Here is a 17572-nt window from a genome sequence, read left to right as displayed (position 1 = left end):
TAAATAATGTGAATTATTTTTAGAGGTAATTGCAATTTTTAAATGATTAACTAATAATTTCTTAATAATATTTCTTGTATTTCTCTAAATAATAGATTTATACTTGCAAATAATTAAATTATTTAACTCTAAAATTGAATTTTATGAAGACTATTAGACTGATTTTATGTATGTTGCTTTTTGGTAATGTGTTACTGAATGCAAAAGAAGTACCAGCAAGCGAAACTGACACTGTAGAAGTGGAATTAACAAAAATTGAAGCATTTAAAGAAAAGATTCCTTTTGAAATTTCTGGTTCTGCTGATGTTTATGTACAAACAAATTTTGTTGGAAAACAAACCAATGATGTATTAAACAGAGCTTTTTATGGTAAAGCCAATTCATTTGAATTAGGTATGATTAACTTGATGATGTCAAAACAAGTAGGCAAAGTTGGGTTTATGGCAGATTTGGGTTTTGGTCCTAGAGCAGAAGCTGCTAACAATACTTTGTATGCTAACACTATTTTGGCTATTAAACAGTTGTATGTTACTTATTCACCAGCAGATTGGGTAGAATTTACTTTAGGTAACTTTAGTACTTTCTTTGGTTATGAATTGATTGAGCCACAAAACAATTTTAACTACTCAACCTCATTAGCATTCCAAAATGGTCCTTTTTATCACACTGGTTTAAAAGCAAACTTTACTAAAGACAAATTAAACTTTATGGTAGGTTTCTTTAATGATACCGATACTAAATCTGATGATGATAGAAATAAATATGTAGGAGCTCAAGTTGGTTATAGTGGCGATAAAGGTGGTGTTTATTTAAACTTTATAGGAGGAAATGAAGGCATTAGCTATATGATTAATGATTCTACTGAAGTGTCTGCTTATAAAAACTACAAACATTCTTACGATTTAACTAGTAGTGTAGCTTTAGGTAAAGAAGAAAAAGGATTATTTGGTGTAAATGTAGCTTATCATCAATATAGATTTAAAGCAACTAAAGATAGTGATCCTAGTAGATCTAAATATTTTACTACTTACTTATATGGTAGTGCTGATATTTCTGACAAATTAAGTATTGGCGGAAGAGTAGGTTATTTTTATAATCCAGATTTAGTAGCTCCATATGTAGCTGGTCCTGCTAAAAACTTTGCAGATGTTACACTAACAGCTCATGTTAATGTAGTAGGTGGTTTAACATTCATCCCAGAATATAGATTAGATTTTGCTACAGAAAAAGTTTTCTTAAATAGAAAAGGTAATGGCTCTAAAATGCAAAATGTAATAGGTTTTGCTGCAGTATATGCATTTTAAAAAAGAAAAGCTTGAAAGCTCTCATAGGTATTTTTATTTTCAAAGAAAGAGCGTCTAAATTTTTAGACGCTCTTTCTTGTTATTACAATTTATCAATTATCTTTGCAAAGCAATTGCCCATGTGGAGAAATTGGTAGACTCGCCATCTTGAGGGGGTGGTGCTGCAAGGCGTGCTGGTTCGAATCCAGTCGTGGGCACATTTGTTTTATATTTTATCAAGATTTTTCTTGTAAATTTTTTGTTTGTAGCATTAAATTTTTATCAATTGATTTTTATAAAACAAAAATGATTTTTATCATTTTTTTTCTAGTTAACTATTCTTTACATTTGTAGTTGGATAAAAAGGTCTTAAATGAGCGTAATAATAGTTTTACTAATTATAAGTGTGATAGCCGCTTTGGGCTTCTTGTTTGCTTTCTTATGGTCGGTAAACAAAGGTCAGTATGATGATGTAGAATCACCAGCTTATAGAATTTTATTTGATGATATTGAAAAAAAAGATTAAATAATAGTTACATATGAATATAGAAAAATTTAGTTACAACGATACATTGGCAAGAAACTTTGCCTTTGCTACGCTTTTTTGGGGAATTGTTGGAATGTTGGTTGGAGTAATTATTGCTTTTCAATTAGCATTTCCTGCTTTAAATTTAAACTTAGCACCAACTTCTTTTGGTAGATTAAGACCATTACATACTAATGCAGTAATTTTTGCATTTGTAGGAAATGGTATTTTTACAGCAGTCTATTATGCAGTACCAAGATTACTAAAAGCACCAATGTTTAGTGAAAAATTAGGAAAATTTCATTTTTGGGGCTGGCAGTCAATTATAGTATTAGCAGCAATTACATTATTACTAGGTATTACTACATCTAAAGAGTATGCTGAGCTAGAGTGGCCAATAGATATTATGATTGCTGTTGTTTGGGTGGCTTTTGGTATCAATTTAATAGGAACTATCTTAAAAAGAAGAGAAAGACACTTATATGTAGCTATTTGGTTTTTCTTAGCTTCTTGGGTTACGGTAGCTTTACTACATATTGTTAACTCATTCGAGTTGCCAGTTTCACTTACTAAAAGTTATTCATTGTATGCAGGTGTTCAAGATGCATTGGTACAATGGTGGTATGGTCACAATGCAGTAGCATTTTTCTTAACTACACCATATTTAGGATTAATGTATTATTTCGTTCCAAAAGCAGCTAATCGTCCTGTATATTCTTATCGATTAAGTATAGTACACTTTTGGTCTTTAATCTTTATTTATATGTGGGCAGGACCACACCACTTATTATATACAGCACTACCAGAATGGGCTCAGTCATTAGGAACTGCTTTTTCTATAATGCTAATATTACCAAGTTGGGGAGGTATGTTAAATGGTTTATTTACACTAAGAGGTGCTTGGGATAAAGTTCGTACCGATCCAATTTTAAAATTCTTTGTAGTAGGTATTACTTGTTATGGTATGGCAACTTTCGAAGGACCAATGCTATCACTTAAAAATGTAAATGCTATATCTCACTATACAGATTGGACAATTGCCCATGTGCATGTTGGTGCTTTGGGTTGGAATGGTTTCTTAACTTTTGGTATGTTGTATTGGTTAGTACCTCGTTTGTACAAAACAAAATTACATTCTGTAAAGTTAGCAAGTGTACACTTTTGGATAGGTACTTTAGGAATTATTTTATATGCCATTCCAATGTATTGGTCTGCATTTAGAACATATTTCATGTGGCAAACATTTACACCAGAAGGTCAGTTACAATATCAGTTTATGGATGTTGTAATGTCGGTTAAACCATTTTATATATTAAGAGCTTTAGGTGGAACCATATATTTAACAGGTGCTGTTTTAATGGGATATAATTTAATTAAAACAGTAAAAAGTGGTTCATTCCAAGCTACTGTTGATGCAGAAGCAGCTCCATTAGAGAAAAAATATGCACCAACTGGTAAAACATTTTGGCATAGCTTTATCGAAAGAAAACCTTTGTTGTTATTAGCAGCAAGTTTTGTGGTAGTAGCTATTGGTGGTATAGTAGAAATTATTCCTACATTCTTAATTAAAAGTAATATTCCAACTATTGCTAGTGTAAAACCATATACACCATTAGAATTACAAGGACGAGATATTTATATAAGAGAAGGGTGTAATAACTGCCATTCACAAATGATTAGACCACTAAGACACGAAGTTGTACGATACGGAGAGTATTCTAAGGCAGGCGAGTTCGTTTATGATCATCCATTTTTATGGGGAAGTAAAAGAACTGGACCAGATTTAGCTAGAGAAGGTAAAGGAAATAAACAAGCAAAATCTAATGATTGGCACTTTAGACATATGTTAGAACCAAGTGTTATGTCAGAAGGTAGTGTAATGCCAGCTTATCCGTGGTTATTTAAACGAGATTTAGACATCAGCAATACCAATTCTAAAATATATGCAATGCGTAAATTAGGTGTGCCATATCCACAAGGTTACGAAGCACAAGCCAATGCAGATTTAGAAAAACAAGCTAAAGAGATTGTTGCCGATTTAAAAACTACAGATATAGAAATTAGTGAGAAAAAAGAAATTATTGCACTAATTGCATATTTACAAAGATTAGGTTCTGATATTAATAATAAAAATTAGTATATGAAATTCATAAATTATTTAGAGTCAATTACAGGTGTAGGAGTTTATCCACTACTATCATTAATTATATTTTTTACAGTGTTTGTTGTAATGTTAGTAATTGTATTTAAAGCAGATAGTGGCTTTATAAGATATATGGGAAATATTCCTTTAGATGATGATACTATTGTTAATTCAAATAATAACCAATAATATGAAATATTTTATAAATAAATTCAAAGCTACTTTTGCATTTTTATCTTTGGTTTTGCTAAGTACAAGTAGTGTATTCGCACAAGCTACAGAAACAACAAGTACAGATACAACAGGAACTGGTTTTAATATTCCACTCAATTATGTGTTATTGGCAGTTGCATTAGTACTTGCCTTTCTCATTTTAATACTAGTAAACACAACTAAAAATGCAATCGATTTATTTAAAAGCAATAATCCAGATAGTATGAATAAAAAAATACTATCGTTTTTAGCTGTTGCAATGTTAAGCATACCTTTATTACAAGCACAAGATGCTGCTACTTCAACAGCACAAACTTTAGATTTAAGCAAAGCATTTACTTTTATACTTATTTTATTAATTTTGATAGAAGTGGGATTTATTCTTTATTTAGTTAAGAGTATTGAGTTTTTATCTGGAATAAAAGCAGTTAAAGAAAGTAGTAAAGAACAATCACTTTGGGAAAAAATTAATAGTTTCCAAGATTTAAGTGAAGAAGATAATTTAGATGTAGGACACGAATATGATGGCATTAGAGAATTAGATAACATTACACCACCTTGGTTTGCCTTTGGTTTTGTTGCGTCTATGATTATTGGAGTAATTTATATTTATCAATTTAATGTATCTCATAGAATTCCATCTCAATATGTAGAATTAGAAAACGCTGAACTAAAAGCTAAAACAGAGCAAGACGCTTTTATGGCAAACTCTACTTCTGCTGTTGATGAAAAGAATGTAAAAATGTTAGATGATGCAGGAATTGCAAAAGGTGCAGCAATCTTTAAAACCAATTGTCAAATATGTCATGGTGCAAACGGAGAAGGTATTTCTGGACCAAATTTAACAGACGACTACTGGCTACATGGTGGAAGCTTGAATGATATTTTTCATACCATTAAATATGGTGTGCTAGAAAAAGGGATGACTCCTTGGGAAAGTATGCTATCACCAGCAGAAATTAATGAAGTAGCAAGTTATGTGAAATCATTAAAAGGTACTAATCCTGCAAATGCTAAAGAGAAACAAGGTGAGTTGTATCAAGAAGCAGGCGATGCTAGTGCAAGTACAGCTACTACAGATTCTACAACAGTAGAAGGTTAATTGTATTAAAATGGATATTGATGATCTTTTAGAAGGAGAAACTTATAGAGACAGAGTTAGTACTGTTGCCGAAGATGGTAGTAGAAATTGGGTTTATGCTAAGAAACCAGAAGGTAAATTTTACTTTTACAGAAAATTAGTTGTAGCAGTTTATTGGTTATTGTTCTTAGGAATTCCGTTTATCAAAATCAATGGAAAACCTTTTATGCAAATCAATATTCCAGAAGGTAAATTCTATTTGTTCTCTAAGATATTTTGGCCACAAGATTTTTTCATTTTTGCAGTAGCCATGATAATTTTTATTTTATTCATTGCACTATTTACTGTAGTTTACGGAAGAATTTTTTGTGGTTGGGTTTGTCCTCAAACAATTTTCTTAGAATTTTTATATCGACCAATAGAATGGTTGATTGAAGGAACACCTGCTAAACAAAGAAGACTAAATAAAGGAGCGTGGACAAGTAATAAAGCGTTTAAAAAAATATCAAAACATATTATATATTTTGTATTAGCATTTATAATTATCAATGTATTTTTAAGTTATTTTATTGGATACGAAGCAGTGTTTCAGTTCTTAGCTCATCCTTTTCAACAAGTAGGTTTATTAATTGGAGTGCTTGCTTTTTCATTCATGTTTTATGGTGTTTTTGCTCATGTAAGAGAAATTGTGTGTACTACCATTTGTCCGTATGGTAGATTGCAAGGCACACTTTTCGATGAAGATACTATGCAAATTGCCTACGATTATAATAGAGGAGAACCAAGAGCTAAATTCAAAAAAAATAAGGAAAGAACCGAAGGCGATTGTATAGACTGTCATCAATGTGTAGATGTTTGTCCTACAGGAATTGATATTAGAAATGGCTTGCAAATGGAATGTGTTGGTTGTACTGCATGTATTGATGCTTGCGATTTTATGATGAAACATGTTAACTTACCAACAGGACTTATTCGCTACGCTTCTGAAAGAGAAATTAAAACAGGTACTAAAATTAAATTTACTACCAAAGCCAAAGCATATACAGGTTTATTGGTGATTTTAGTAGCAGTATTAGCAGCTTTAATCATTACAAGAAAAGACATTAATGTACAAATAGTCAGAGCATCTGGTCAAAGTTATACTAAATTAGATAATGGAGAAAGATATTCTAATATGTATAATTTAAAAGCCATCAACAAGATAGCAGAAACCGTAAAAGTAGATGTGAAATTAGTAGGCATCGATGGAAAAATTGATGTTGTAGGCAACGAACATATTGCACTAAAACCAGAGTCTATTACCAATAATCCAATCATAATAACTATAGATGATAAATATATAAAATCCTATAAAACAAAAATAGAATTAGATATTTACAACAATGGAAAGATTATTCAGCGAATAAATACTAACTTTATCGGACCATTTAAATAGTATGAAACTCAATTGGGCATATGTTACAGCATTTATAGTACTCTTTTTTATAAGCGGTGTCATCTTTATGGTAGTTAAAAGTTTTAGCTACAAAGTAGAATTAAAAGACGACAATTACTACGAAAAAGAAATCAACTATCAGCAAGTAATAGATGGAAAACAGAACTATAAAAATTTAAATCAAGCAATTAGAGTAAAAGACTCATTACAATTTATTGTGATAGACTTTCCTACAAAAAGTATCAATGCAAATACAAAAGGAGAGTTACGGTTTGTTAAAAACGACGACCAATCTAAAGATGTAACTTTTGGATTTAATACACTAAACACCAACTACTATACATTAGCTAAAGATAAATTTGTAAAAGGTTTTTATGATGTAGAGATTTCTTGGAATACCAACGATACTGCATACTTTACCAACTATAGTTTATTTGTTCAGAAATGATAACAGCAATAAGTTCTGGTTTTTTAATAGGTTTACTAGGTAGCTTTCATTGTGTAGGCATGTGCGGACCATTAGCTTTAGCATTGCCAATTAATACCACCAATAAAATCAAAAGACTATTTGCTACATCATTATATAATTTAGGAAGATTAACAGCTTACGCAAGTATTGGCTTGTTATTCGGATTAATAGGTCAGCAACTATTCTTAGGTGCATTACAACAAAAAATTTCTATTGCAATTGGTATAGCTATCTTATTATTTGTAGTAATAGAATATATTTTTAAAGGATTTAATAAAATACCATTACTCAACACATTTTATCAATCAATTAAAAACAAACTAAGTGCTATTTATAGTAAAAAAGATGCTTCATTATTTAATATATATATAATAGGATTATTAAATGGTTATTTGCCTTGTGGTTTAGTTTATGCAGGCGTAGCAGCAGCTTTAGCAACAGGAAGTGTTATAAATGGTACATTATTAATGGTAGCATTTGGCTTAGGTACATTTCCAATAATGACTACCTTAATTTTTTCTAAGCAATGGCTTACACTTAAAGTAAGAAATATCATGCGAAAAGCAACTCCAATAGTATTAAGTATAATGGCAATACTATTAATTTTACGAGGCATGAATTTAGGTATTCCATACATCTCACCACAACTAGAACACACACAACAAGGCACACACTCCTCTTGTTGTCATGAAGAATAGTATTATTTTGACCAGAATTTATTTTAGCATTTTATAAATAAATGCAATACAAAAGTTGATGTTAATTAAATTAGAAGTAGTATATTTTCGAAATAAATTTCTAATGCGTAACTTGGGTTTAAGTGCAGTCAATTAAATCAACACTAATGATACTATTAAAAGGCAATTTTTCTAAATTGTTTTCGGTGTTGCTTATAGCACAAATCATTAATTTTTGTTTTGCATTAATATTACCACACTATTTTTCACCAACAGAATTTGCAACATTTGGTGTGTATATGTCATTATTGCTTATTGCAACAGAAACCATAAATTTAAAATTAGATGTAGCAGTACAATTACCAAAAAATGATGTAGAAGCTAAACAAATATACTTACACGCAATAGCTATTGCATTTTTATTTAGTTTAATTTGGTTATTAGTCTCAGTTATATTATCAATAGTGTATAATAAAATATATGTTACACTATTTATTGTAGTGTTAGCATATGGAATTTATCAGCCATTATTTTATTGGCTCAACAGAATAAAAAATTATCAATTTATCAATATAATTCGACTCATTCTAGCAATTGTAGCTCCAATCGCTGCACTAATCTTAAAGTATTATTTTGATTTTCAAAACGCATTAATTATTGGTTTTATAATAGCACAACTATTAGTAAGTATAATACTTATATTAAAATTTAAGCTACTTAAAATCAACCAATACAATTTTAAAACACTACAGCAAACACTACAAGCATACAAAATATTTCCAATGTATAGTGTACCATCATCGTTTATTAATACATTGTCAAAAAATATAATTATTCCATTAATACAATTTTTATTTGGAAGTGTATTAGCAGGTTCATACACTATGGCAACAAGAGTTTTACAAGCACCAGTAAATATGTACAATACAGCAATGGGACAAATTTATTATAGTGAAGCAGCTCATAAAGATACCAACGAATTAAAGACATACACCAAAGAAGTAGCACTCATTGGTTTTGTTTTGGCATTAATTCCTACAATTATTTTATTGATATTTGGAAAAAGTATAGTTGTTTTTATATTTGGAGAACAATGGATAAATGCTGGAATAATTACACAATACTTAATTTTGTGGTACGCTTTGTCTATAGTAGTGCAACCAATAAGTTTTTTACTAGACATAAAAAAGAAATTAGCTGTTGAACTAAAATGGAATACTTCACTTTTGCTTTGTAGAGTACTCGCAATTGCTATTGGATATTATTTACAAGACTTCTATGTAGCTATTGTCTTGTTTGTAGTAGTAAGTATTCTATTCAATATTTATTTGCTAAACTATATTTTAAAACTGTCTGATGAGTAAGTTTAAAATAAATATAGAACTATATGATGTATTTTACTTTAAATATAAACTAATAAATAATTTTAGATTAATTACTAATAATTCAACGAATGAAGATTATTTATTTAATTCTCAGCCAAATAATTTAAATGATTGCCTACAAATTTGTACATCAATAAAAGATAGCTTTGCTTTTATTTATGATAACGATGAATTTTTATTTGCAGCTGTAGATAGACTAAGAAGTTTTCCAATACTTTATGCAATAGACAACAACAATATATTTATAGGAAACGATATTAGCAACGAATTTAAAAGCACGACTATTATAGATGAAGAGCAAGTGCAGATTTTTAAAACCATTTATACTACGAATAACGAACATACCTTACTTAAAAATCTAAAACAACTCAACTCAGGACAGTATTTATTTATTGATAAAATCAATCAAATGACAACTATAGATTATTATTTTAAACATATTAATAATAAACTATTATTTAATGAAGAAAAAGTATTGAATACTTATCATACACAAATAAAGGTGCTACAACAAAATTATAATAACTATACTTTTGTAGTGCCATTAAGTGCTGGCTACGATTCAAGAACTATTGTTGCATTATTGAAATTAAATAATATAGAAAATGTACTAACTTATACCTATGGTGTTAAAAATAGTTTTGAACATAAAATAGCACAAAAAGTAACTCAACAATTAAACTATAAGCACTTGTTTATTGAATACGATGAAGTAAGTTTGAATGAATTTCTTTCTACAAGATTTATAGAGTTTGCTACCCAAAATCATCATTACACAGGTTTGCCAAACGAGCAAGATTATTTTGCATTAGCTTATATGCAACAACACAATTTAATACCTAAAAATGCTTTGTTTTTACAAGGTACTTTCGCCGATTGCTTTGCTGCTAGTATGTATCAATCCGAATTTTATTTAGCTTACTATAAAGAATATATTAATAATAATTTATTAGATTATAGACAGTGGTACAGTATCAATAGAGCTGCAAAGTTTAGTACAAATGGTCTTCGGACTTTTGAATTCTTCAACTATCCATGGTTTATTTTATCTAATCATCACGATTTATTTCAAAACTGGTACAGTGTTCCTATAAAAGATGCCTATACAAGCTATGAGCAGTTTTTAATGCAACACTTTTTCAAACTACTGCAAATAGATTTTTATAAACCATCTCATCCTAAAAAAAACAAATTCAAAAAGATACTCAAATCTATTTTACCTAATAATATTGTTAAATATATACAAAATAACAATTATAAAAAACTGCAAAATGATCCAATAAATACACAGTACTTATCTAAGCAACTCAAAACATTAATTAAGAATAAAAAATTCCAAAAGCAAAATAATTTTAATACATTGTGGGCATATTACTTCATTCACAAAATATTTTTAAATGAAAAAGATACTAGCTTGTAGCATTATATTTTTTATCGCGATACTTTTTTTTATTTCTTGTAGAAGTGCAGAAACCAAAACCAAACAAAAAGCAATAGAAGATTTAGGTACACCTTTAATTACTATGAAAGACAAAGGCATTACACTAAAAGAACTGTATAGTCCAGAATCTTTTGCCGATGCAAGTTTGCAACTCATGAAATCATCTAATTTAGAAGAACTAGATAACAATAAAATTCATCTTAATTTTGATGTAAAAAATTATACACTTGGCGAGCAAACAGATAGAACAGGTATTGCAACTTGTGCCAATTCTGGTCAAGGTCAGCACATACACTGTATTGTAGATAATCAACCATATACAGCACATTATACCAATGATTTTAGTGTAGATACAAAAGATGGTCAGCATGTTGTATTGTGTTTTTTGTCTCGTTCTTATCACGAAAGTGTAAAAAATCCAAATGCATATATATTAACAAGTATTATAACTGGAAAAAGTAGATATACAGCAAAATATGCTAATCCACGATTAAATGACCCACATCTATTTTACAGCAGACCAAAAGGTACTTATGTTGGAGAAGAAGTAAACGATGTATTATTAGACTTTTTTATAGTTAATTGTAACTTATCTGAAAAAGGTTATAAAGTGAAAGCACAAATTAACGACGCTACATTTTTAATTACTAAATGGGTGCCATTTTTTATTGAAGGAATGAAAATGGGTGAAAATACCATTACACTTACTTTGCTAGATAAAGATAATAATGTAGTAGATAGCCAGTTCAATCCAGTAACAAGAACGGTTACATTAAAAGAAAAAGCAGATAATTAATATGTAATATATTAATGATATTACAACATTTTACTTTTGAAATGTATTGAAATCTTAATATTGATTTCAACTAATAACTTAGTGCTATAAATTTTAATTGCTACATTTATATTACAATTAATTTTTATGCAAGCGGATTTTACAAAACAAGGTGGAATGTTACCAGCAATTGTACAAGACAACGAAACTGGTAAAATATTAATGTTAGCTTATATGACAGAAGAATCTTTAAAGATTACACTAGAAACAAACAGAGCAACATTTTTTAGTAGAAGCAGAAATAGAATTTGGACAAAAGGTGAGGAGAGTGGCAACTTCTTAGAAGTAGTAAGCATTGAATTAGATTGCGATAAAGATACCTTTTTGATTAAAGCAAAACCAAGAGGACCAGTTTGTCATAAAGGAACAGATACTTGTTGGGCAGAAGACAATGTACAAGATTTTTCTTTTTTACATATTCTTGAAAAAGTTATTTTAGATAGAAAAGCTAATCCAAAAGAAGGTTCTTATACCAATAGTCTGTTAAATAAAGGCATAAATAAAATTGCTCAAAAAGTTGGAGAAGAAGCTATAGAAGTAGTCATAGAAGCTAAAGACGATAATAAAGATTTATTCTTGGGCGAATCAGCAGATTTATTATATCACTTTTTAGTTTTACTAGCAGCAAAAGGTTATTCGTTTAATGAAGTACTAGCCAAACTTAAAAGCAGGCATCAATAATAATTTGGATTTCGCTTAAATTTTAATGCTAAATCTCTAATGCCATTGCCAACTTCCTTCTCTAAGATATTTCTAATAATAAAACTGCTAAAAGGAATTACACCATCAAATTCAATGGTATAGTCTAGTCTACATTTTCTATCGCTTAATGCAATAAAATTCATTTTACCAATATGATTTTTAAGTATACTTGGTGAACTTATTTTATATTCTAAATACTTATCTTCTTGATATTGTGTAATAGTTTCAAAAAAAGGAAAAGGAAAAGTAGCTACAATTCTAGTAGAACCAACACCATTTATATTTTTAGGATCTGGACTATTAATTACGCGTCTTAAATACGCAGCAGGAAAAATTTCATTCCACCTATTATGATTGCTAATAAAAGCAAATACATTGTGAATAGGTGCATCAAAGTCTTGTAATATATGAATTTTTTCCATAGAATTTATTTTTGTGACCTCGGAAGGATTCGAACCCTCAACCCTCAGAGCCGAAATCTGATATTCTATCCAGTTGAACTACGAGGTCAATGATTAGCACAAATATAGTTTAAAATGTTTATCCAAAATAATTTTCATTTTTATTAACTTGCAGTTTATGAGTTCGAGAAAACCTTGCGATACACTGAATATACAAACAGAATTAATTATGCCAGGACATGCCAATCCAATTGGTAATTTAATGGGTGGCAATTTATTGTGTTGGATGGATGTGTGTTCTGGAATTAGTGCTATAAAACATAGTGGTGCTTATGCAGTAACAGCATCTCTAGATAATGTTTCGTTTAATTTGCCTATAAAAGTTGGCGATATTGTAATGCTAAAATCATTTGTAACTAGAGCATTTAATACTTCTATGGAAGTAATTTGTGAAGTATATATAAAAAATGTACAAACTGGAACAGAAACAAAATCGCATGAGGCATTTTTTACTTTTGTAGGATTAGATTTTGACCAAAAACCAGTGAAAGTAATGGCAATTGAACCAGAAACAGAACGAGAACAAGTGTTGTACGAAAATGCTTTGCACAGAAGAGAAATTAGATTAGTACAAGCAGGAAAATTAAAAGCATCAGATAGTGAATATTTTAAAAAAATATTGGAAAATGAAAGATAATACTATTCTATTATAGAAATTATTTTTCGTTTGTCGCCAACTATCCAAAGTACATCGTTGGCTTGTAATATAAAATTCGATTCTGGATTTAAAATTCTATTGCCATCTCTCGAGTTTGACACCTTTTCATAAAATATGACTGAGAACGCCTTATTTTATTGAGTTTTGTTTTTATTTTTTCAAATTTGTAGTGAGCCGATTTTTTTTTGGTTGCTTTTATAATTAGTTTATCCGCTCTATTTTTGCAGTATGTCATTTTTGCGGATAGAGAAAAAATCATCAGGCACGTATTTGCGTATCTTAGAAAGCTATCGAAATGATGAGGGCAAATCAAAGCACAAAATATTACACACACTTGGCAAAGTAGAAGATTATAAACCAGCCCAATTGCGAGCCATCGGTATCCAATTATTTGAGTTAGGTGGTGGCGAAGTAAAGGCATTGCTAACTGGCGATTTGTTAGAATTAGGCAGATACAATTATGGCTATCAATACCTCTACCAAAAAGTATTACAGCATTATGGTTTGCAAGATGTGTTTCGCAGAATAGCCTCAAAAAACAAACTACAATTTAATTTTTCGGATGCTGTTTTGTTGATGCTTTTAGAGCGATTACAAGATCCGTGTAGTAAACATCAAAATTATCTACATCAGTCGGAATATCTTAATTTGCCTACTGTTTCGCTACATCACTTGTATCGAACTTTAGATAAATTAGCCGACAATCAATCGCTCATTCAACAACAAATTTTCCAAACAGGCAGAGATTTATTTAATCAAAAATTGGATGTTGTATTTTATGATGTAACCACTTTGTATTTTGAAAGTGAAGTAGAACAACAAGGCAAACTTAGGCAAAAAGGATTTAGTAAAGATGGCAAAATAGGAAACACACAAATCTTGTTTTGTATGCTCATAGATACTGATAAAAATCCGATTGGTTATCAAATTTTTGAAGGCAATACCTACGAAGGACATACTTTTGAAAAAGCATTAATCGATTTAAAAAAACAATATCAAATAGAAAAAATAATTATGGTAGCAGATAGAGGTATGTTATCGAAACATAACATCGAAATTACCAAAAACAATGGCTACGAATTTATACTTGGCGAACGCATCAAAAGTTTACCTAAAACATTACAAACCGAGCTTACCGATTTAGCTTCTTTTACCAAACAATGGATATACCATGATACAACTGGCGAAGCCATTGTAATTACATATAAAACCGTAGAACACGATGGTAAAACAATCATCGTAACACACAGCCAAAAACGAGCAAAAAAAGACAAACAAGATAGAGAAGACAAAGAAGCTACAGCTAAAATACTATTAAAAAATACAGCTCTAATTACCAAAAAAGCAAGTAGGTTTTATATACAACAAAACCCAAAAGGCAGCTATGAACTGAATGAACAAAAACTAATAAACGATGCAAAGTACGATGGCATTTTGGCTATTAGCACCAACAACAAAACCCTTACAGCAACACAAGTATTAGAACAATACAAACAACTTTATAAAATAGAACACACCTTTAGAACCTTTAAAGCACACTTAGAAATAAGACCCATGTTTCATTGGACAGACAAACGAATTAAAGGACATATTTGTTTATGCTATATCGCTTATACACTATTAAACTACACACTACAAAGAACCAATAAAAGCGGACTAAAACTCACAGAGAATACGCTAAGAACTACGCTAAATAAAATGCAAGTAAGCTTGTTACAACACAATAAAGAGCAAATCTATGTACGTTCAAGACCAACAGAAAACGAAATTGCACTTCAAAGAGCAATAGGTTTAATGCCATTACAACCCATCATTCCAAAAGACAAACTAACACTATAAAATCCAATTTGTAGTGAGCCAATCCAATAACACTATTGTTGATAATCAATTAATTAACTCAATATCGTGTCAAACTTGAGAAAAATATTGGAAAATGAAAGATAATACTATTCTATTATAGAAATTATTTTTCGTTTGTCGCCAACTATCCAAAGTACATCGTTGGCTTGTAATATAAAATTCGATTCTGGATTTAAAATTCTATTGCCATCTCTTTCTATACCAACAATAATGCCATTGGTAGCTTCTCTTAAATTAGAATATTTAATACTTTTATTAATATACTTATCATCTATTAAATCCATTTTCCACAAAACTATTTCAATATTTTTATTGTCTGTTTGTTGTATATTATTAATGTTTATGTATTCGCTAAACTTCTTGGCTTGCTTATCTGTTCCTATAATACTAATTTCATCATTAGGATAAATGCGTTCTGTTTTTTTAGGAATATATATTGTGTTATCACCTCTTTTAATATAAGCAATATTAATTCCAAACTGTTCTCTAAGTCGTAATTCTTCTAGTGTTTTTCCTAGAATAGTAGTGTTCTCTGGAATAATAAATGAAGCAATATGACCGTCCCAAGCATTAATATTTTGTCGTAGCACATGATGCTTATCAGTAGTAGTAAATACTTCATCTTCTTCATTATTAAAATTACTTAATAATCTATTTTCAAAATAATGATATATTTCATTGATTTGTTTTGGAAAAATAATATATATGAATATTGATATAATAATCATGATAATTCCAAAAATTGGCGATATAAAATTGTTGAGTATAAATCCAAGTATCGATAGCGAAATTAAAACTCTAACAATAGACATAATAATTAATGCACCTCTGTATTTTCTTTCTTTGATTAATTCGCTAATGCTATCTGCTTTTATTTTTCGCAAAGAAATTGCCCAAAAAAATGGTAGTAAAATAATAATAGTAACAATAGCTGTTAGATAAGTACCATATTCAAATCGCTCTAAAAATGGTAGTAGTAATGTTCTAGAAAGTAATATTATGCCAATTGAAATTACTACATTAATTACAATATATCGTATATATGAATTAATGTAAGAACGCCACAAGTTTGTAGGTTTTAATGTTTGCATATTGGCACTGTACTGTGCTATTTTGTAAGTCCAACTTCTTGGCAACTTTCGTTCTACTAACAAGGCAAATGGTGTAGCATATTTTATCATATATGGTGTAGTAAATGTAGTAATTGCCGAAACAGCTACTACAATTGGATATAAGAAATCTTCAGTTACTTTTAACGAACTACCTAATGTGGCAATGATAAAAGAAAACTCACCAATTTGCGATAAGCTCATTCCTGTTTGTATTGATTGTTTTAATGGTTGTCCGGAAATTAAACTGCCAATAGTAGAACTAATAGATTGCCCGAAAATAGTTACAAAAGTAAGTATAATTACAGGCACAAAATGATGTACTAAAGTGTCTAAATTAATAAGCATACCAACCGATACAAAAAAGATAGCACCAAATAAATCTTTAACTGGTTTTATTAATTTTTCTATATGTTCAGATTGTGTTGTTTCTGCCAAAATAGAACCCATTACAAAAGCACCAAGTCCTGGAGAAAAACCAACATTAGCAGCAAAAACTACCATGAATAAACACATGGCAATAGATACAATGAGTAGCATTTCATCGGTCATTATGTTTTTTGCTTTTTGTAGAAATGGTGGAATAAAAAATATACCTACAATAAACCAAAGTGTTAGAAAGAAAAATAATTTAAGTATGGCAAATAATAATTCGCCACCAGAAAACTGACTACTAACAGCAATGGTAGAAAGCAATACCATTAATAAAATTGCCATTAAATCTTGTACTATAAGCGAACCGATTACATTGCCTGCAAATTTTTGTGATTTAACACCTAATTCGTCAAATGCTTTTAAAATAATTGTGGTAGAAGAGATAGACAAAATTACACCTAAAAAAATGCTGTTCATAGCAGACCATTGCATGAGTTGTCCTACATTATAACCAATAAAAAGCATGGCTATAATTTGAGTAATAGCAGTTATAGATGCTGTATTGCCAACTTTTGCTAGTTTCTTAAAACTAAATTCTAAACCTAAACTAAACAAAAGAAAAATAACACCAATTTCTGCCCAAACAGAAACATCGGTAGTTTTTACAACAGTAGGAAAGAAGTCGAAATTTTTACCAGCCAAAAAACCAGCAACCAAATAACCTAAAACCAAAGGTTGTTTTAAGCGTTTAAAAATAAGTACAGCTATACTTGCAGTAATTAAAATTAGTGCCAAATCAGTAATTAGGTCTGGTAAATGTATGGTAGATGATAAAATAATATTTGGCATATTTATTACTTCTTTCGTGAAGTTAATGAAATACAAATTGGAATGCTATACCTTATAAAAAATTATAGTT

The 17572-nt window shown here is 29.7% G+C and carries 16 protein-coding genes and 2 tRNA genes; 15 read left to right on the top strand and 3 right to left on the bottom strand.

Annotation, left to right across the window (positions count from 1 at the left end):
* Nucleotides 1–143 precede the first annotated feature (143 nt).
* The 13 genes from H6553_09710 (at nucleotide 144) to H6553_09650 (ending at nucleotide 12169) form a co-directional block, all read left to right on the top strand.
* Nucleotides 144–1304 carry a porin gene (locus H6553_09710; protein MCB9034100.1) on the top strand — a complete coding sequence of 387 codons (1161 nt, stop codon included), beginning with the start codon at nucleotides 144–146 and terminating at the stop codon, nucleotides 1302–1304.
* Nucleotides 1305–1419: 115 nt separating this feature from the next.
* Nucleotides 1420–1501 (top strand) — tRNA-Leu (locus H6553_09705).
* Nucleotides 1502–1656: 155 nt separating this feature from the next.
* Nucleotides 1657–1809, top strand: coding sequence for a cbb3-type cytochrome oxidase assembly protein CcoS (gene ccoS, locus H6553_09700; GenBank protein MCB9034099.1), 153 nt, complete (start codon nucleotides 1657–1659; stop codon nucleotides 1807–1809).
* A gap of 13 nt (nucleotides 1810–1822) precedes the next feature.
* Entirely contained in the window at nucleotides 1823–3946 is a 2124-nt protein-coding gene (ccoN, locus tag H6553_09695) for a cytochrome-c oxidase, cbb3-type subunit I (GenBank protein ID MCB9034098.1), read from the top strand.
* Between the two features lie 3 nt (nucleotides 3947–3949).
* Complete coding sequence (locus H6553_09690) at nucleotides 3950–4141, top strand: CcoQ/FixQ family Cbb3-type cytochrome c oxidase assembly chaperone (protein MCB9034097.1); 192 nt, start codon at nucleotides 3950–3952, stop codon at nucleotides 4139–4141.
* A 1-nt stretch (nucleotide 4142) separates the two neighbouring features.
* Nucleotides 4143–5267: a c-type cytochrome gene (locus H6553_09685; GenBank protein ID MCB9034096.1), complete on the top strand. Its 1125-nt coding sequence runs from the start codon at nucleotides 4143–4145 to the stop codon at nucleotides 5265–5267.
* Nucleotides 5268–5277: 10 nt separating this feature from the next.
* Nucleotides 5278–6681 (top strand): cytochrome c oxidase accessory protein CcoG, encoded by a 1404-nt coding sequence (ccoG, locus tag H6553_09680; GenBank protein MCB9034095.1) that lies wholly within the window; start codon nucleotides 5278–5280, stop codon nucleotides 6679–6681.
* 1 nt (nucleotide 6682) lies between these two features.
* Nucleotides 6683–7129, top strand: a complete 447-nt coding sequence (locus tag H6553_09675) for a FixH family protein (GenBank protein ID MCB9034094.1) — start codon at nucleotides 6683–6685, stop codon at nucleotides 7127–7129.
* Nucleotides 7126–7848, top strand: coding sequence for a sulfite exporter TauE/SafE family protein (locus H6553_09670; protein ID MCB9034093.1), 723 nt, complete (start codon nucleotides 7126–7128; stop codon nucleotides 7846–7848). Before H6553_09675 ends, H6553_09670 begins: the two co-directional genes overlap by 4 nt.
* A 146-nt stretch (nucleotides 7849–7994) precedes the next feature.
* The gene (locus H6553_09665) at nucleotides 7995–9191 is read left to right on the top strand and encodes an oligosaccharide flippase family protein (GenBank protein ID MCB9034092.1); all 1197 of its coding nucleotides are present in this window, start codon (nucleotides 7995–7997) and stop codon (nucleotides 9189–9191) included.
* On the top strand, nucleotides 9184–10632 hold the full coding sequence (locus H6553_09660; protein ID MCB9034091.1) for a hypothetical protein: 1449 nt from the start codon (nucleotides 9184–9186) through the stop codon (nucleotides 10630–10632). The genes H6553_09665 and H6553_09660 overlap by 8 nt, the downstream gene beginning before the upstream one ends.
* The gene (locus H6553_09655) at nucleotides 10610–11449 is read left to right on the top strand and encodes a phosphopeptide-binding protein (GenBank protein ID MCB9034090.1); all 840 of its coding nucleotides are present in this window, start codon (nucleotides 10610–10612) and stop codon (nucleotides 11447–11449) included. Before H6553_09660 ends, H6553_09655 begins: the two co-directional genes overlap by 23 nt.
* A 126-nt stretch (nucleotides 11450–11575) precedes the next feature.
* The gene (locus H6553_09650) at nucleotides 11576–12169 is read left to right on the top strand and encodes a bifunctional phosphoribosyl-AMP cyclohydrolase/phosphoribosyl-ATP diphosphatase HisIE (GenBank protein ID MCB9034089.1); all 594 of its coding nucleotides are present in this window, start codon (nucleotides 11576–11578) and stop codon (nucleotides 12167–12169) included.
* Here the strand turns inward: H6553_09650 and H6553_09645 are convergent.
* Both H6553_09645 and H6553_09640 read right to left on the bottom strand, forming a co-directional pair.
* The gene (locus H6553_09645) at nucleotides 12163–12612 is read right to left on the bottom strand and encodes an SRPBCC family protein (protein MCB9034088.1); all 450 of its coding nucleotides are present in this window, start codon (nucleotides 12610–12612) and stop codon (nucleotides 12163–12165) included. The two genes, H6553_09650 and H6553_09645, sit on opposite strands and share 7 nt — an antisense overlap.
* Before the next feature lie 14 nt (nucleotides 12613–12626).
* A tRNA-Arg gene (locus H6553_09640) sits at nucleotides 12627–12700 on the bottom strand.
* Nucleotides 12701–12769: 69 nt separating this feature from the next.
* On the opposite strand from H6553_09640, the gene H6553_09635 reads away from it, so the two are divergent.
* Both H6553_09635 and H6553_09630 read left to right on the top strand, forming a co-directional pair.
* On the top strand, nucleotides 12770–13288 hold the full coding sequence (locus H6553_09635; protein ID MCB9034087.1) for an acyl-CoA thioesterase: 519 nt from the start codon (nucleotides 12770–12772) through the stop codon (nucleotides 13286–13288).
* Nucleotides 13289–13537: 249 nt separating this feature from the next.
* Nucleotides 13538–15148 carry an IS1634 family transposase gene (locus H6553_09630; GenBank protein MCB9034086.1) on the top strand — a complete coding sequence of 537 codons (1611 nt, stop codon included), beginning with the start codon at nucleotides 13538–13540 and terminating at the stop codon, nucleotides 15146–15148.
* 107 nt (nucleotides 15149–15255) lie between these two features.
* Here H6553_09630 and H6553_09625 read toward each other — a convergent pair whose 3' ends face one another.
* Nucleotides 15256–17502 carry a cation:proton antiporter gene (locus tag H6553_09625; protein ID MCB9034085.1) on the bottom strand — a complete coding sequence of 749 codons (2247 nt, stop codon included), beginning with the start codon at nucleotides 17500–17502 and terminating at the stop codon, nucleotides 15256–15258.
* Nucleotides 17503–17572: the final 70 nt, after the last annotated feature.

The sequence above is a fragment of the Chitinophagales bacterium genome (genome assembly GCA_020636535.1).
Classification (GTDB): domain Bacteria; phylum Bacteroidota; class Bacteroidia; order Chitinophagales; family JADIYW01; genus JADJSS01.
The sequence above is the reverse complement of the archived record's forward strand: the minus strand, read 5'-3'. Positions and strand labels throughout refer to the sequence as shown.

Bases quoted from the DNA above. Each gene is read 5' to 3' on its own strand.
- H6553_09710 (MCB9034100.1), top strand. From the start codon at position 144: ATGAAGACTATTAGACTGATTTTATGTATGTTGCTTTTTGGTAATGTG.
- ccoS (MCB9034099.1), top strand. From the start codon at position 1,657: ATGAGCGTAATAATAGTTTTACTAATTATAAGTGTGATAGCCGCTTTG.
- ccoN (MCB9034098.1), top strand. From the start codon at position 1,823: ATGAATATAGAAAAATTTAGTTACAACGATACATTGGCAAGAAACTTT.
- H6553_09690 (MCB9034097.1), top strand. From the start codon at position 3,950: ATGAAATTCATAAATTATTTAGAGTCAATTACAGGTGTAGGAGTTTAT.
- H6553_09685 (MCB9034096.1), top strand. From the start codon at position 4,143: ATGAAATATTTTATAAATAAATTCAAAGCTACTTTTGCATTTTTATCT.
- ccoG (MCB9034095.1), top strand. From the start codon at position 5,278: ATGGATATTGATGATCTTTTAGAAGGAGAAACTTATAGAGACAGAGTT.
- H6553_09675 (MCB9034094.1), top strand. From the start codon at position 6,683: ATGAAACTCAATTGGGCATATGTTACAGCATTTATAGTACTCTTTTTT.
- H6553_09670 (MCB9034093.1), top strand. From the start codon at position 7,126: ATGATAACAGCAATAAGTTCTGGTTTTTTAATAGGTTTACTAGGTAGC.
- H6553_09665 (MCB9034092.1), top strand. From the start codon at position 7,995: ATGATACTATTAAAAGGCAATTTTTCTAAATTGTTTTCGGTGTTGCTT.
- H6553_09660 (MCB9034091.1), top strand. From the start codon at position 9,184: ATGAGTAAGTTTAAAATAAATATAGAACTATATGATGTATTTTACTTT.
- H6553_09655 (MCB9034090.1), top strand. From the start codon at position 10,610: ATGAAAAAGATACTAGCTTGTAGCATTATATTTTTTATCGCGATACTT.
- H6553_09650 (MCB9034089.1), top strand. From the start codon at position 11,576: ATGCAAGCGGATTTTACAAAACAAGGTGGAATGTTACCAGCAATTGTA.
- H6553_09645 (MCB9034088.1), bottom strand. From the start codon at position 12,612: ATGGAAAAAATTCATATATTACAAGACTTTGATGCACCTATTCACAAT.
- H6553_09635 (MCB9034087.1), top strand. From the start codon at position 12,770: ATGAGTTCGAGAAAACCTTGCGATACACTGAATATACAAACAGAATTA.
- H6553_09630 (MCB9034086.1), top strand. From the start codon at position 13,538: ATGTCATTTTTGCGGATAGAGAAAAAATCATCAGGCACGTATTTGCGT.
- H6553_09625 (MCB9034085.1), bottom strand. From the start codon at position 17,502: ATGCCAAATATTATTTTATCATCTACCATACATTTACCAGACCTAATT.